The 15,363-nt window shown below is 65.6% G+C and carries 14 protein-coding genes, 1 tRNA gene and 1 pseudogene; 7 read left to right on the top strand and 9 right to left on the bottom strand.

Annotation, left to right across the window (positions count from 1 at the left end):
• A partial coding sequence (locus P4L93_03405; protein ID MDR3685994.1) for a hypothetical protein occupies positions 1-663 on the top strand: 663 nt, incomplete at its 5' end.
• Between the two features lie 139 nt (positions 664-802).
• Here the strand turns inward: P4L93_03405 and P4L93_03400 are convergent.
• The 4 genes from P4L93_03400 to P4L93_03385 form a co-directional block, all read right to left on the bottom strand.
• Positions 803-1,264: a hypothetical protein gene (locus tag P4L93_03400; GenBank protein MDR3685993.1), complete on the bottom strand. Its 462-nt coding sequence runs from the start codon at positions 1,262-1,264 to the stop codon at positions 803-805.
• A 125-nt stretch (positions 1,265-1,389) separates the two neighbouring features.
• Positions 1,390-1,857: a hypothetical protein gene (locus P4L93_03395; GenBank protein MDR3685992.1), complete on the bottom strand. Its 468-nt coding sequence runs from the start codon at positions 1,855-1,857 to the stop codon at positions 1,390-1,392.
• A 278-nt stretch (positions 1,858-2,135) separates the two neighbouring features.
• Positions 2,136-3,539: a PFL family protein gene (locus tag P4L93_03390; protein MDR3685991.1), complete on the bottom strand. Its 1,404-nt coding sequence runs from the start codon at positions 3,537-3,539 to the stop codon at positions 2,136-2,138.
• Positions 3,540-3,579: 40 nt separating this feature from the next.
• Positions 3,580-3,855, bottom strand: coding sequence for an ACT domain-containing protein (locus P4L93_03385; protein MDR3685990.1), 276 nt, complete (start codon positions 3,853-3,855; stop codon positions 3,580-3,582).
• Positions 3,856-4,016: 161 nt separating this feature from the next.
• Between P4L93_03385 and P4L93_03380 the strand changes: the two are divergent.
• Positions 4,017-4,214, top strand: a pseudogene (locus tag P4L93_03380) (DUF951 domain-containing protein).
• Positions 4,215-4,323: 109 nt separating this feature from the next.
• Here P4L93_03380 and P4L93_03375 read toward each other — a convergent pair.
• Positions 4,324-5,487 carry a hypothetical protein gene (locus tag P4L93_03375; protein ID MDR3685989.1) on the bottom strand — a complete coding sequence of 388 codons (1,164 nt, stop codon included), beginning with the start codon at positions 5,485-5,487 and terminating at the stop codon, positions 4,324-4,326.
• A gap of 259 nt (positions 5,488-5,746) precedes the next feature.
• Between P4L93_03375 and P4L93_03370 the strand changes: the two genes are divergently transcribed.
• Entirely contained in the window at positions 5,747-5,956 is a 210-nt protein-coding gene (locus P4L93_03370; GenBank protein ID MDR3685988.1) for a hypothetical protein, read from the top strand.
• Positions 5,957-6,163: 207 nt separating this feature from the next.
• Here the strand turns inward: P4L93_03370 and P4L93_03365 are convergent, their stop codons facing one another.
• From P4L93_03365 to P4L93_03355, 3 genes are all read right to left on the bottom strand, one after another.
• A complete protein-coding gene (locus tag P4L93_03365; GenBank protein ID MDR3685987.1) occupies positions 6,164-7,501 on the bottom strand; it encodes a TldD/PmbA family protein in 1,338 nt (445 codons plus the stop codon).
• Positions 7,498-8,943, bottom strand: a complete 1,446-nt coding sequence (locus P4L93_03360; GenBank protein ID MDR3685986.1) for a TldD/PmbA family protein — start codon at positions 8,941-8,943, stop codon at positions 7,498-7,500. Before P4L93_03360 ends, P4L93_03365 begins: the two co-directional genes overlap by 4 nt.
• Positions 8,944-9,073: 130 nt before the next feature.
• The gene (locus tag P4L93_03355; GenBank protein MDR3685985.1) at positions 9,074-10,330 is read right to left on the bottom strand and encodes an NlpC/P60 family protein; all 1,257 of its coding nucleotides are present in this window, start codon (positions 10,328-10,330) and stop codon (positions 9,074-9,076) included.
• 436 nt (positions 10,331-10,766) lie between these two features.
• On the opposite strand from P4L93_03355, the gene P4L93_03350 reads away from it, so the two are divergent.
• The 3 genes from P4L93_03350 (at position 10,767) to P4L93_03340 (ending at position 14,236) form a co-directional block, all read left to right on the top strand.
• Positions 10,767-10,843: transfer RNA gene (locus tag P4L93_03350), tRNA-Met, on the top strand.
• A gap of 196 nt (positions 10,844-11,039) precedes the next feature.
• The gene (locus P4L93_03345; GenBank protein ID MDR3685984.1) at positions 11,040-12,392 is read left to right on the top strand and encodes a D-alanyl-D-alanine carboxypeptidase; all 1,353 of its coding nucleotides are present in this window, start codon (positions 11,040-11,042) and stop codon (positions 12,390-12,392) included.
• 14 nt (positions 12,393-12,406) lie between these two features.
• Positions 12,407-14,236: a L,D-transpeptidase family protein gene (locus P4L93_03340; GenBank protein MDR3685983.1), complete on the top strand. Its 1,830-nt coding sequence runs from the start codon at positions 12,407-12,409 to the stop codon at positions 14,234-14,236.
• A 27-nt stretch (positions 14,237-14,263) separates the two neighbouring features.
• Here the strand turns inward: P4L93_03340 and P4L93_03335 are convergent, their stop codons facing one another.
• The gene (locus P4L93_03335) at positions 14,264-14,539 is read right to left on the bottom strand and encodes a hypothetical protein (protein MDR3685982.1); all 276 of its coding nucleotides are present in this window, start codon (positions 14,537-14,539) and stop codon (positions 14,264-14,266) included.
• A 261-nt stretch (positions 14,540-14,800) separates the two neighbouring features.
• Between P4L93_03335 and P4L93_03330 the strand changes: the two genes are divergently transcribed.
• A partial coding sequence (locus P4L93_03330; GenBank protein ID MDR3685981.1) for a TetR/AcrR family transcriptional regulator occupies positions 14,801-15,363 on the top strand: 563 nt, incomplete at its 3' end.

Genomic DNA, 15,363 nt, shown 5'->3' with positions numbered 1-15,363 from the left:
CCTCCAACGGTCCCTCCAGGCGACCACAACGTCATCATCTTCTTCGAGTCCTTCGAGCCGCCCAAACCTGGCCAGGGAGCTCAGTCCAACATCTCGGGTCGCCTCGGCGCGCGAGTCACTTTGCGTGTTGCGGGCGACCTGGTGCACAAGCTCGAGATCCGCCCCTTCACCGTCCCGCAGTTCGTGATCGGCGGGTCCGTGCCGTTCGATTTCCTTGTGCGCAACTTGGGCAACGTTGACCAGCGCGTGGGCGCACGCGTGCTGCTGCTCGACCGCAACGACAATGAGATTCAGCGCCAGACCGCGATCGACGGGTTGACGGCGTTCGCTGGCAACAACCTAGAGGCCAGCGGCACGCTGCTCGCCGAGAAGATGCCGTTCGGGCAGTTCAAGGTGCGCCTGGATGTCTCACCAGTTGGCGAAGACGGCAAAGCCACCAATGGCGGTGCCGACACCATCACGGAGTCTCGAGACGTCTGGCTCATCCCGTACTGGGTGCTCGTCCTGGCCGCCATCATCGTTGTGGCGATCCTCGTGCGAATCATCTGGGTGATTGCGGTACGCTCGACTCGCCACCGGCAGAAGAGTGTCGAGGAGAGAGCCGCGCAGATGGTCGCGGAGCAGCGCGAGCGCCCGTTCCCAGACTCCGAGTACGAGGAGTAACCGCTCTCGGAATCCTAGCTCGCCGAGACTCGCCCATCGGCCCGCGGCCGGCAGTGCGGGCCAAACTCACACCACATGGAAGACCCCCGCATCGGCAGTTGCGGGGGTCTTCTCGTATGAGAGCGACAGGGATGCTGTGCTAGTTCTGGATCACCGTGTACTGAACGGTCGCGGTGTAGGAGCCAGGATCGGTCGTCCACGGTACGGTCAGCTGGTAGCTGTCCGCGTAGAGCTGTCCGGCCGTGCGAGCGTTGTTGGTTGAGTTTGCGAGCGAGGTTGCAAGTCCGATGGGCGCCGCGCCAGTCGTTGTCTTGGTGATGTTGTAGGTCTTGTTCGACTGGACCGTGAGGTTGACGTTCTGAGCTGCCGAGACGGTGCCCGGGTCAAGCGTGCCGAAGTCGACGGTCTGGGATGCTGCGGGAGTTACAACCGTGAGCGTGAGCTTCGGGTTGATCGTCGCCTTGACGGTGACGGTATCGCTTGCTGTCTGGGACGCGCCGCCGACGCCATTGATGATGGCCGTGTCGGCGGTTGCGTAGGTCACAACTCCCGTGAAGAGCGCAATCGCGACGAGCGCCAGGATGATGAAGATCCGTTTCATTGCTGCCTCCGAGAGCAGGCTTCGTCAGTGGGCGAAGCCGTGGTTCGACCGATGGTGTAGTTGAAGGCCCCTCGGCGAGGGAAGTCGCCAAGAGGCCTTCGGGCGACGACTAGTGATGCGAGACTCTAGTTCTGGACAACCGTGTACTGGACGGTCGCGGTGTAGGTACCGGGGTCCGTGGTCCACGGCACGTTGAGGCTGTAGGTGTCCGGGAAGACCTGGCTTGCGGTCTTTGCGTTGTTGGTCGAGTTGGCCAGTGTGGTGTTCAGGCCGATTGCCGCGTCGCCGACCTTGGCGATTGTGATGTTGTAGGTCTTGTTGGACGAAACGGTCAGGCTGACGGGCTGGGTGCCGGTGACGGTGCCCGGGTCGAGCGTGCCGAAGTCGACGGTCTGCGAGGCGGCCGGCGTGACGACGGTGAGGACCAGCTTCGGGTTGATCGTCGTCTTGACCGTGACCGTGTCGGTCGCGGTCTGAGCGGTGGTACCCGAACCCACCTTGGTGATGGTGGCGGTGTCGGCCGCGGCATAGCTGGCGGCACTGGCGAACAGGACCGCGCCTACGAGCACGCCCAAGATCAGACTCTTCTTCATGACCCCTCCAAATACTCCGATAAGATATGGCTTTTTGCCTGCGAGGAGCGAGCTACGTGTGTGCCGTGCTTTTCCTGCGCAGGAGAGTCATCGGCTCCCAATTAACCGTGCTCAACAGCAATCCGCTAAGCGGTCGATTGGAGGGGAAGAACGGTTGTGTCGCAAGTCACTCAAGCTCCGGCCGCGGCGTGGCTCCGTGCGGCCTGGACTCTCCGGAGCGCCCTGCGAGCGGCACGCAAGAACCCGCCGCGGGCGCAACGAGTGGTATCAGAGTGGCGTCAGTTGCGCAGAGACTGCAGAGGGGCGGGGAAGCGGCCGCCTCGGCGGGCGAAGACAGTGCCAGCCCACTCGTTGACCGCCATGACCGGTGCCTCGCCGAGCAGCCCCCCGAACTTCAGCCGCTCGCCGACCCCCTTGCCGATCGCCGGAATGAGTCGCACTGCGGTGGTCTTCGAGTTGATGACACCGATGGCGCACTCGTCGGCGATGATCCCGGCGATGGTCTCGGCCGTGGTGTCGCCCGGAATCGCGATCATGTCGAGTCCCACCGAGCACACCGCTGTCATTGCCTCGAGCTTCTCGATAGACAGAGCGCCGGACTCGGCGGCGCGGATCATGCCCTGGTCCTCGCTCACAGGGATGAAGGCGCCGGACAAGCCACCGATCGAGCTCGTGCCCATCGCGCCGCCCTTCTTGACCGCGTCGTTGAGCAGAGCGAGCGCCGCTGTCGTGCCCGGACCGCCGCAGCGGCCGACCCCCATCGCCTCAATGATCTCGGCCACCGAGTCACCCTCAGCAGGTGTGGGGGCCAGCGAGAGGTCGACGATGCCCATGGCGACCCCAAGGCGTTTGGCGGCCTCTCTCGCCACGAGCTCGCCCACGCGCGTGATCTTGAACGACGTCGCCTTGATCGCCTCGGCGATAGCGGTGAGGTCTGCCTCCTCGGACATGGACGCCAGGATTGCGCGCACGACGCCCGGGCCCGAGATGCCCACGTTGACGACTTCGTCCGGTTCGCCAGTGCCGTGCACGGCGCCTGCCATGAACGGGTTGTCCTCGACCATGTTGGCGAAGACGACCAGCTTGGCGCAGCCGATGCAGTCGCGATCGGAGGTCGCCTCGGCGGTGGCTCGGACGATGTGCGCCATCTGCAGGACCGCGTCCATATTGATGCCCGCGCGAGTGGTCGCGACGTTGACCGACGCGCACACGCGCTCCGTGGCCGCCAGCGCGCTGGGAATCGATGCAATGAGCCGCCGGTCGCCGTCGCCAGTACCCTTCTGAACAAGCGCCGAGAACCCGCCGATGAAGTCGACACCTACCTCGTGCGCCGCGCGGTCGAGTGCGAGCGCGAGCGGCGAGATGTCCTCGGCCGTAGTGGCCGAGGCGAGCTTGGCGATGGGTGTCACCGAGATGCGCTTGTTGACGATCGGGATGCCGAACTCGCGCTCGATCTGCTCCGCGACCGGAACCAGACGCTCGGCGGCGGACGTGACGCGGTCGTAGACCTTGCGCGCCATGACGTCGATGTCGTTGTCGGCGCAGCTGGACAGCGACAGACCCAGCGTCACCGTTCGGACGTCGAGGTTCTGCTGGGTGATCATCGTGAGTGTCTCGACGATCTCCTCGGGTGAAATCACGAGCGACCTCCGTTGCAATGCGTGGCGGCAGGGACGAGGCATGGGACCGGGGCAGCGTAGGGCACGGCGCGCGAGCGACGTACTAGATTCGGTGCATATAGCGGAAGACGTCCTCGCGCTGCAGCGTGATCTGCAGACCCATCTTCTCGCCGATCTCGGCGAGGCGTTTCTGCAGCACGTCGAAGGCCGTAGCTTCTTCATCGACGGTCACGAGCATCGTCATCGAGAAGATGCCGCCGATGATGGTCTGTCGGATGTCCTCGATGTTGGCGTGCGCTTCGGAAAGCGCGCTCGAGACCGCGGCGACAATGCCGACGCAGTCCCCGCCCAGAACGGACAGCACGGCTGGAGTCTTCATGCGGGCCAACCTCCAAGTCGTGCGCGAAAGCCTCTCGCGCAGGGTCGCTAGTCATGGCGTTCCCGCGAATCGGCGGGCGCTATACTCCGTTATACCGCACCGCACGCTGCGAGAGCTGCACGTTGAGTGCATATCTGAGCCGAAACCGCAGAAAGGCGCGCATGGCCGTCCCCATCACACCCGTGAAACTTGGCGATGTCGTCAAGCTCAAGAAGCCGCATCCATGCGGCACCAACGAGTGGGAGATTGTGCGCGTGGGCGCCGATATCGGCCTGAAGTGCCGAGGGTGCGATCGCCGAGTGATGCTGGTGCGCTCCGAGTTCGATCGTCGATTCCGCGGCTTCATCGAGCGAGCCAGCGCCGAGACCGCCGAGCCAACCACCGCTCCGCTCGCGAGCGAGGAGACGGCTTCCCACGACACCCCGCCAGTCGTGCAGCCCGGCGGCGAGCCAACCGCCTGACGACCCGCTAGTCCCCGTTGGCGGAGTCGTCGCTACCGCTGTCATCCGAGCCGCTTGAGGCGCCCACTGGCGTCGATGTCCCGCCGGTCGTGCTAGCAACGCCCGGTGAGCGCGGCACCGTAATCGCGCCGATCAGACCCTTGTAGCCCTTGTAGTAGATGTTGTTGACCTGGATGTGAACGTGGTCGCCGCCGCCAACTGTGTAGTCGGCCAGCTGGTCGTGGAACTTGTCGGAGAGCTTGCGCACCCGAGCCAGTGGAGTGACACCCGCGTCGACATGGTCGCCCACATGCGCCGTGAGGTTGGTCAGGTGAATCATCACGAGGTCCAACCCCGACGTGCCGTCCGGGTGGATGTGCAGCTCGTAGTCGGGATACTTGCCGTACAAGAGGTACGGCTTGATCTTGATGACGGTGCCGTTGACCGGAGCGAGCACCGTCGTGCCGGCGAGAGCTCCAACGTCGGCCGCCGTGTCGGGCCGGCCCGGTCGGTTGCGCCACATGCGGATCACGTAGCCGGTCATGACCGCATCGGGACCCGACGGCTGCTTGGAGATGTTTCGGCCGGTCGACTTGTTCTTGGCCGCCAAGGCAAGGTTGGCGTCCTTCATCGTTGTCTTCATGCGAAGCGCGTAGCCGTACGAGGCCTGATGAAAGCCGATCTCGGTGAGGTCCGCCAGCGGAATCGGTAGGTGGAGCTTCAGCTTGCCGTAGTACGCAAAGATGGGCGTGGCGGCTGCGTGCACCGACGCCGAAGTCGTCGAGCCATGTCCCGAGAGCGTCTGCGCGATGTTGCCCACGACCTTGCCGGAGGCGGTCTCGGCCGTCAGTGGAGACGCCGCGGCCATACGGTCGGAGACGTAGCGCCAACCAATCGCCGCCGAGATGAGGACGGCGACTGCGACGATGGAGACGATGACGGTCGTGCGCTGCCGACGGGCCGCGCTGTCCTGCTGCCGAGACACGCGGCTCGAGATCTCGAGGCCGGTGTCGCGAGCGGGCGACAGGCGTCGGCCGTCGTCAATCGCCGAGTCGGGCGTGGCGCCTCCGGTCTCGGCGGCAACGTCTGCGGGCAGATCGACGCCCGGATAGTGCACGCCACCATCGCTGCGAATCTGGCGCACTCCGCCGTCGCGCCGATGGCCGTAGCGGGCACTGTGCCGCGGCCTCAAAGCGCGGCCTCGCACTGTTGGCACGGCGTCTCAGCCGCAGATGAACGCTCGGGATTTGAGTGAAGGGAAGTCAGTTTAGAGGCGCCTTCTTGTGCATGCCCACGCAACAATCCGCGCGGGCGGGGGATTCGATGTTGCCGATTATACGCACGCACCGTGCCTACTCGCTGCTCGAGGCGCTACACTGTCGCCGTTCGGATGACTTTGCGACTGCCGCGCGAATGCAGCCAGCTGCCACCAGGATGACGACGGGGGACCGATGAGCAGACGCGGGATCGAGGTTGTGGTGGCCCTGACTCTGGCCTGCACCGTGCTGGGCCTGTCGGGATGTGGCGCTCCACCGGCACTGACCAAGGCGCAGCTCGATTCCAAGAAGATGCCGCAGCACCATCCCAAGATCACCGAGGTGCAGAAGCAGAACTGTCGCGGCTGCCATCGCGAAGCGCCGCCAATCAAGAAACAGCCCTGAGCTGCGGCTACACCCTAAAGTCCGCGCCGGATTCGGTCGACAATCCTCTATGTTGCAGCCCTCGCTTGCGAGGGTCGCGGACTGAGCACTCTTGGTCCGTCCGGACGCCCCTCCGGGCGACCGAGAACTCATGGAGGCCCCGGCGTGTGAAGCTCGCCGGGGCCCTCTTGTGTCTTGGCGATGTCGGGCCGGTTCGCGTCGCCGTCTCTAGGCCGTCTGCCCGGTGAACGCGAACGTGCCAAGCAGCAGCGCCGGAACGTACGAGGCGCCCTCCTCAGTGCCTACGAACGTGCGCTCGCGCGTCACGCCTTGGCAGTTGGCGAGAGCGTCGACAGCGCTCTGAGTGAACCGCAGATTCTTAAGCGGCCTGCCGAGCTTGCCGTTCTCGATAGCGAACGTTCCGTCGCGCGTCATGCCCGTGAGCAGCACGCTGATAGGGTCTTCGACGTTGACGTAGTGGAAGCGTGTGACGTACACGCCGCTCTTCACGCTGCCAATCAGCTCGTCGAGGGTCGCGTCACCCGCGGCGACTTCCAGGTTGGCCGGCATCGGCCCATAGGTGTTTGGCGCAGGGAGTGCGTGCCCGGTGTTCGCTACGCCAAGCTTGGCCGCCCAGTACGAGTCCGTCACGGGTTGCCCGATCACGCCGCGCTCGACTAGCGGCACGCGCACTTTCGGCTGCCCCTCGAAGTCGAATGTCGTGCCCATCGCATGGCCGCCGAGCGCGTCGTCGGCGATCGAGACCAGTTCGCTCATCAGCTTCTGGCCCGAGCGTCCGCTCATGAACGAGCGCCCCTCGTCGACCGCCTTGGCCGAGAACCCCACGTACGCGAGGAAGTCGAGGATGTCGGCTACGGCCTCAGGCCCAAGTACCACCGTATACGTGCCTGCGACCAGCGCGCCCGGGCTCGCCGAGCGCAACGCGAGGTCGGCCGCGACGCGGCCAAGCGTGTCGGGTGTCAGGTTGGCTGCGTCGGCGTCCAGGAAGCTTGCCCACCCGCTCCCACCGTCGTGCCCTGCCGAGAGCACGGTTGCCTGCGCGCCGGTAACGGCCATGCCGACGTCGACACCCAGCGAGTTGGCCACGGCGGTCACGTGCTCGGCGGCGCGTACTTTGCCGGCTGCCGATAGGCCGTGCGCCGAGGACTGCTCGATGATGGCGCCGGCAGCGCGGGCGCGGGCCTCGGCGTCGAAACCGCGGGTAGCGGCGAAGGCGCGCTGGGGCATTGTGACAAGCGCAGGGCCGGGCAATCCGAGGAACTCGGGGTCCTCCGGCGAGACGCGTGCCGCCGTGACCGCGGCCTCCGTGGCACGGCGTAGCGACTCGTCGTCGAGGCGGTTGGTGGACGCGACACCCACTCGCTTGCCCACGACCGCGCGCACGCTGATGAGCGCGTCTTCCTCGGCGACGTTCTGGTTGATCCGGCTGTTGGCGAAGCGCGTCAGCGCGTTGGTCTCGGCGGCGACGAAACACTCTGCCTGGTCGGCTGCGGTGAGGGCGACGACGCGACGGGCCAGTTCGCGAGCCTGCTCCGGCGTCATCATCGACGACCAACTCCAACCTGTACGTTGCGGAAGCGCGCGGGAGCGGCGCCATGGGCGACGCGGGCAACCTGCATCGGCTCGCCTTTGCCGCAGTTGGCCAAGCCCCACACACTCCAGTGATCTCGGGAGCACACGGCGTCGCAGCTGCCCCAGAAGTGAGGCGTGATGCCGGTGTAGTTGGGTTGGCGGACCACGCGGCCTAGTCGCCCGTTCTCGATCTCCCAGCCGATCTCGGTGGCGAACTGGAAGTTGAGCCGCTTGTCGTCGATCGACCACGAGTTGTTGGTCTCGATGTAGAGGCCACCCTCGGTGTCGGCGACCAACTCATCGAAGCCCCACGTGCCCGGCTCGAGCGAGACAGTGGTCATGCGGACGAGTGGGATGCGATTCCAGCCGTCGGCACGCATGCAACCGTTGCTGGTCCGCCCGATTGCCGGCGCGGTCTCACGCGAGCTCTGGAGGCCCTGAAGGATGCCTTCGCGAACGATGTAGTCGCGTTGCGCCGGTACGCCTTCGTCATCCCACCCAAAGCTGCCGAGCGACCCAGGCACGGTGCCATCGCTCGTGACCGTCACGAACTCGCTTCCGTACTTGAGGCTGCCGATGTCGTCGAGCGTCACGAACGACGTTCCCGCGAACGCAGCCTCTTCGCCGAGCACCCGATCGAGTTCGGTGGGGTGGCCGATCGACTCGTGCACCTGCAGCGACATCTGGCTGGCGTCGATGATCAGGTCGCGCGTTCCCGCCTCGACGTACGGGGCGCAAAGCAGTGCGGCCGCCTGCTCGGCGACCCGGGGAGCATGGCCGACAAGGTCCAGACCGACAACGTACTCCCAGCCGGCCTGTGACCAACCGCCGCCGTGGCTATTGGGATACGAGCGGCTCACCACCTCGCCGTCCTCCACAGCGTAGGCCACGATGCTCGCGCCGGACTCGATTGCGGTCTGCTCGATCATGGCTCCCTCGCTGGAACCGAACCACCAGTGCTGGCGACGGAAGCTCAGCTCGGCCTTGGTCAGAGTGACGGCAGGCTGGCTGCGAAGCGCCTCATCGGCGGCGAAAAGCAGTGTGAGCTTGTCCTCGAGCGAGATGGCAAAGGGGTCGATCTCGGCTCGCGATGACCACGTGCCGTGCGCGGACTCGACCGGCGCCAAGTGCACCGGTGCGCTCGCGACGAGCGCCGAGGCACGCGCGATCGCGACGGCTTCGCGGGCGACCCGCACGGCGCTTTGGGGCGTCACGACATTGCTCGACGCAAAGCCCCAGGCGCCGTCGGCGATGGCACGCACCCCCAGGCCGAAGCTGTCGGAGCGCTCGACGCCCTCGACGACTCCGGATGCCACGCCGATCTCCTCCTCGGCCGTATCCACTACGCGCACGTCGGCGTACGTGGAGCCGGCTGCGGTCGCGGCCTCGAGGGCTGCGGCGATGATGTCCTTCAAGCGTTCCTCCCAAAATGCGTCGTGCGAGATAGAGCGCCAAGCGCGACTCGCCGAGTTCTACGTGCCCAAGCCCTCAAACCAAGAAGCCCCGCAGTGGGCGGGGCTTCGGGCGATCGTGTTGGTGCCGTTGTTACTTGACGGAGTTCAGAGCGCTGGAAACGCTGCTCACGGCGCCCTTGGGGGCTCCGACACGCGGCACCCATGCGTAGCGGCGGACGCCGGCGATGTCGTTGCGGCTAGAGAGCTTCGAAATCCTGACGTAGGAGCCGGTATACGGAGCTTCGATGAAGTAGCCGCCGCCGACGTACATGCCCACGTGGTGGACGGGATTGCCGAAGAACACCACGTCGTTAGGCTGGATGGCCGAAAGGTCGATCTTCTCGCCGAGCTGGAACTGCGAGCCCGAGTAGTGCGGCAGGTTCACGCCATGCTGGGCGAAGACGTACATGATCAGGCCCGAGCAGTCAAAGCCGGCGGGAGTCGCACCGCCCCAGACGTACGGGATGCCGTGGTAGGCGAGGGCGGTCTCAACCGGCGAGCCCGGGACCACGACGATGCCGGCCTTGTTCGCGCCGGACAGGACCTGCTGTAGCAGAGTGGACTGCTCGGCGTCGCGGCGCGAAGCCTCGGTGTTGAGCAAGCTGGAGAGATTACCCTCGGTGTCCGCCATCATCTGCTGACGCTCGGTGATGCGCAGCTGCACCTCAATCTTGCGCGCAGCCATCTCGAACTCGAGCGACTGAGCCTGCTCCTGTGAGTTCTTCAAGTCGTTGAGCTGCTGCTGCATCTGGTCCTTCTGGGCCTTGAGCGAGTCAGCCGCCGAGGCGTCGGCCAGACCGACCGTGTTGAGGAACTTGACCCGCGCGACGAAGTCGGTGACCGACTTGGAGTCGAGCAGAACCTCCACGCCCCCCAGCGTTCCATCCTTGTACATGGAACTGGCGCGCTTGCCCAGGATGTCGGACTGGAAGGCGTAGGCCTTCTGCGCGGCGGCCATGTCCGCGGTTGCCGCGCTGACTCGGCTGTTGAGCTGGTTGAGCTGGTCGGAGGCCGCGTCGTACTGCTGCGACGCGATCTCGAGTTCGGTGTCCATCGCGGAGAGCTCTGCCTTGAAGGCCTCGAGTTGTGCCTCGTGGGCGGCCAGAGCATCGCGGAAAGCCTGAGTCTTGGCGTCGACTGGAGTCTTGATCGCCGAGGAGTCCTGGCTCGAACTGCTTGAGGATGTCGACTTGGTCGCTGCCTTTGTGGAGGATGGCGTCGACGAGGTCGCGGTGCTGTTGGCCGTCGAGGTCGTTTCCGCGAAGGCTGGAGCGCACGAAAGCAGCAGTGCTGCCAGTACCAGCACGCCGATCTGCTTGGCGCCTATGCGGTGGAGCCCGTTCCTCATTGCCCTGCCTTCTGGTGCATGTGCTACGCCGGAAGCGCGCACAAACAAGGCGCTCCGGCGGAAGCGTCTCTTCACACTTTACCACCATCGTGGGCGGATTTCACCCGTTTGCCCACGTAAAACCCTGTAAATGCTTGCACCCACACTAGTGCAAAACGAGTGCCACACCGGCCGTTCAGGCGTTCTCCACAGAAACTGCGCGAACACCGACCCTGAACCGGTGCCGCTAGTGGTCATATCGGGGCGATTGCGACACGGCTTGAGGTCGGTCCTGCCATCTTTGTCGCCCTGTTGCGATCGTACTGACGGCGGCTTGCCGAGATCGAACCGGATCCTGAACTTGCCCTGTGTGTCCGGAGTGGCTGATGCGCGAGGCTTGCCTCCTCGGAGGTGCGATGCTATTCTGCGTATCCGCCGTACGCGGCGAAGAATACATTGCGGGGTGGAGCAGTCTGGTAGCTCGTCGGGCTCATAACCCGAAGGTCGTCGGTTCAAATCCGGCCCCCGCGACCAAGTCTTATCGCAGGTCAGAAGCCCAGCAGCTTCTGGCCTGTTCTCGTCTTGTGGGCTTACTTTTCTTGTGGTCCTCGGCCAGCCGGTTCCCAATCCGTTTCTTGATGAGCCAGGCTAGATTGGGTAGTGTCCCGCCGCGGGCTCGGTGTGAACGCCTCCACAAGGTGTTCACACGGTTGCGCCATCATGGTGCGAGATGACGGTCCGGCAGCTTGGAGACGGCGCCATCACGAACCGCTTGAAGAAACTGCAGCATCTCACAACCTTGGTGTCCCTGGCAGCGGCGGTCATGGGATTTCCCGCTGCTGCCCGCGCATCGGCCTCGCCGCCCATTTCGGTGCCTTCGGGGCTCCTCATGACGATGGACGGGCACGTTCTGTGGCAGACTCACCCAACACAGACACGACACGTCGCCAGCACCATCAAAATGCTCAACGCGCTGGTCGTCAGGGAGCACGCAAACCTCAGCGACGTGGTCGTCGTCACGAGGCAGTCCGAGATCAGCAATGGCGGCGTGCGATTGCAGGCCGGCCAACGTCTCACGGTGCAGCAGCTCCTGGATATCATGCTGATCCACTCGGCCAACGACGCGGCGATGGCACTCGCAATCCACGTGGGCGGCTCGGAAGGTAAGTTCGTGGCCATGATGAACGCCAAGGCCGCGTCACTCGGACTCGGGCACACGCACGCCGTCGACCCGAACGGGCTCAGCGGCAGGGAGGTCTCGAACGCCGATGACCTCGCGGTGCTCGGCAGGCACATCATGGCCGACCCTGTGCTGCGCCAGATAGTCGGCCAGTCCAAGGTGAGTGTTCCTCGGCCCAACGGCACCTCGGTCACGTACGCGTCGAGCGACCTGCTCATGGGCCACTACGCGGGGCTCGAAGGCATCAAGACCGGCTTCACGAGCGGCGCAGGATTCTGCTACGTGGGGGCGGCCAAGCGCAACGGCGTCGAGCTGCTCGGTGTGGTGCTTGGAACGCCGTCCGAGGCCGCGCGCTTCAACGACATGCGCAAGCTCTTCAACTGGGGATTTGCCAACTGCAAGGTTCGCACGCTGGTGTCGGCCGACGAGACGCACACCGCCGAGCAGGCCGGCAGTCGCGTCACTCTGTACGCGTCCCGGGCGGCCACCGGCGTCGTATTCGCACCTGGCGGTCCGGTGATCAAGCGCGTCGTGCTGCTCTCTCCCGATGCTGCGAAGTCGGCGGCCGACGGGCAGATTGCCACCTTGGTGGTGTCGCAAGGCGGCACCGTGCTAGCTCGCGTGCCTCTGCTGTCCTCGAAGCGTGCGTCGGCTGGACGCTCGCCGATCTGGGCGGTGGCGCTCTGGGTTCTGGCAGCGGTTGTGCTTGCAGCCGCAGTGGCAGCGGCCGTGCTATTGAGACGCGGCCCGCCGTCCAGCGGACCAGGCCTCGGTGCGGTCCGCCGGTCGGGGAATGAAGTTGTGCGCGGTCCGGCGAGTAACCGGGCAGAAGCACTCAACGATGACCGCGTGCGAAGAAGTGAACATGGGTTGCGAGAAGACGCGGGACCCCCACGTCTGTAGATGGCGGGATCGGCATGAGCACGTGTTTGCACTGCAACAGCGAGATCGGCGACGAAGCTCTGGAGAGCTGCCCAGAGTGTGGCTGGCCGCTGCCCCCAGTCGCCGAGCAGGACGGCCCGGGAATCGCCGAGGTCAGCGTCGCCCCTCCCGGGGCAGAAACGTTGGCCGGCTCGGCGGGCGGCGCCGCGGCCAGCCACTCGTCGGCACCTCCAGCCTCCAGGCGAGCGTCGAGGGCCGAGGCGATGGCGGCCGAGCGACGGCGCGTCTCGCTCATCGCCGTTGCCGTCGTGGGTGTCGCGATTCTCGGCGCGGTCGTGGCGACCGCGCTTCTCGCGTGGCCGCAGCCGGGCCTCAGCGCGAGCCCGGACGCGCTTGCGGGCGTCAGACTGCCGGGTTTCGCCGGTCGGGTCATCGGTGTCGAGGTTCGCTCGGCGAGTGGCGCACGGGTGCCGGCTCGATTGACCGGGCAGAGCATATGGCCTATCGGCCAGCTCGGCTCTGGCGAGTGGTTGACGGTTGATGTGACGGTGGCCCGTCCTGTGTGGATCGGCTGGCTCGTTGGTTCGGTTCGATCGTCGCGCTTGACCCTCCAGACGCCCAGGGCGTCGCTGCGTGAGACCTGGCTTCAGGTCAAAGACGGCTTGCCGGCCTACGCCGTCTTCGACACCCCCGTGCGCGTGGTCGCCGTCGATGGGTCCTCTGCACGCAGGCTGCCGAAGCCCCAGGCAACGGTGAGTCTCGGCGTGCTCGCCCACGGCGGTAAGAGCGCTGGGCAGGTCGAGGTCTCGTCTGCCGCACGGTCGTGGGAACGTGTCTCGGCCCCCGTGCGGGTGAACTGGTTCGCCGCCAGGCCGTATCGGCAGGCGTTGGCCGAGCCCTCAACCGCGGGAACGATCACGCCAACCGCCCCGCTGAAGCTGACCTTCTCCGGACCGGTCGATTCCGTTCTCGGGCAGGCGCGACCCAAGGTGACGCCCACCGTCGCGGGTAGCTGGCGCGAGCTGGACGCGCACACGCTGGCGTTCCAGCCGAGCGGGACGGGCTTCGGGCTCGCCACCACCGTGCGCGTCGAGCTCCCGGTGGCCGTGCACCTCGCTGGGCAGCGCGCGGCCCAGCTGACCCGCACGGTGCAGTGGCAAGTCGCTTCGGGCTCGACGCTGCGGCTCCAGCAGCTGCTCGCGCAACTCGGCTACCTCCCGGTGAGCTGGCAGCCGTCTGGAACGCCCGTGGCGAGTTCTGCAGCCGCTCAGATCGCTGCGGCGCTCTCGCCGCCGCCGGGGGCGTTCTCATGGCGCTACCCCAGCACGCCGCGAGAGCTGCAGGAGATGTGGCACGTCGGCCGGCTGAGCGAGATCACGTACGGCGCGATCATGACGTTTGAGGATACGCATGGGTTGCCCGCCGACGGAGTGGCCGGACCCACGGTCTGGTCGGCGTTGATCAACGACGCTCTGGCGGGCAAGGCTCGGACCGTCGGCTACAGCTACGTGTTCGTTCATCGCAACGAGCCGCAGTCGCTGACCCTCTGGCACAACGGCCGAGTAATCCTGACGTCCCCGGGCAATACCGGCGTGCCAGCTGCGCCCACACAACTCGGCACGTTTCCGGTGTTCGAGCACATCCCCGTGGGCACGATGAGTGGCACCAACCCAGACGGCACCCACTACAACGACCCCGGGATCCGCTGGATCAGCTACTTCAATGGGGGCGACGCGATCCACTCGTTCAATCGCGCCTCGTTCGGGACGCCGCAAAGCCTCGGCTGCGTCGAACTCCCGTTGGCTGCCGCCGCAAAAGTCTGGCCGTACACGCCGATCGGGACGCTCGTCACCATCGAGAAGTAGGCGGGTGGCTGACGGCGTCCGGCTTGCCTAGCCCTGTGGCAGGCGCCCGAGCGCGGCGGTCACCTTGCGCAGGACGATCTCCTTGTAGTCCTCCGCGGCCAGCTCATCCTCCGAGATGAACACTTCAGGAGCCGAGAACACATGCTCCCAGTCCGGCTGCCCCTCGACGACGGCACGACCGTCTGTAGGCATCACGACGAGGGAATGCGTCTCGTGTGAAGGAAACGCCACGATCCCGCGGGCTTTCAAGGATTTGCGGATCTCGGGCATCCTCGTATCCCAGTTGTTCCCTGCGTTCGGCATGGATGCCTCTCCTCGTCCTCTCACAATCGACGCCCGGACTGTGAACTGGGCGTGCCCCCCGTGGGGGCGGGGCACGCCCGGCGTCCAAAGGGGGACGCCTCAAGGAGTCCGCGGACTCCAGGGGGGAAACCGGCGCCGTCCGGGGGGAACGTGGCCGCCGGTTCGTCACTCGATGATACAGAGCGAGAAATATTGTGCACAAGAGATTTCTCAACCTATGTGCAAGAATCGAGGCATCGCACGGAGCGTTGGGGGGTGCGCATGGCAGCGAAACGTCTGGCTTCGGACAGAACCGCGACGATTCTCGATGGGCTGATGGAACTCATCGCAGCCGAGGGGTTCGCGTCGCTGAAGGTCTCGGAGATGGCCAGTCGCCTGAAATGCTCGACGGGCACTCTGTACCGGATCGCCCCGAGCAAGGAGAGCCTCGTTGTCTCGGCGATCAAGCGGTGGGCCGACAGATCGCTCGCGCAGATCAAGGCGGAGGCCGAATCGGCTCCCACAGCGGTTGAGATCGCGAGACGGTATCACGACGCGACCGTGCGCCTTTCGTCACAAATGTCGAATGTGTTTCGTAGAGACATCGGCGACTACGAGTCCACACGCCGCGTCTACGAGGGCATCTACCGCAGCCAGATCGAGCAGTTCACCACCTACCTCGACGACGCGGTTCGTGCGGGTCAGATCAAGGCATTCAACACGCGCTTCGTTGCGATGCTATTTCGGCAAATGGGGCTGGTGCTAGGCCGGCCCGCTGAACTCGACGAGGTCGGGATCTCGCATGAGGAGGCCTTGGACCAAGTGAACTCGTTGCTCTGGGAGGG

It is taken from the genome of Coriobacteriia bacterium, from assembly GCA_031292615.1.
Lineage (GTDB): Bacteria > Actinomycetota > Coriobacteriia > Anaerosomatales > JAAXUF01 > JARLGT01.
This window is presented reverse-complemented; position numbering and strand designations above follow the sequence as displayed.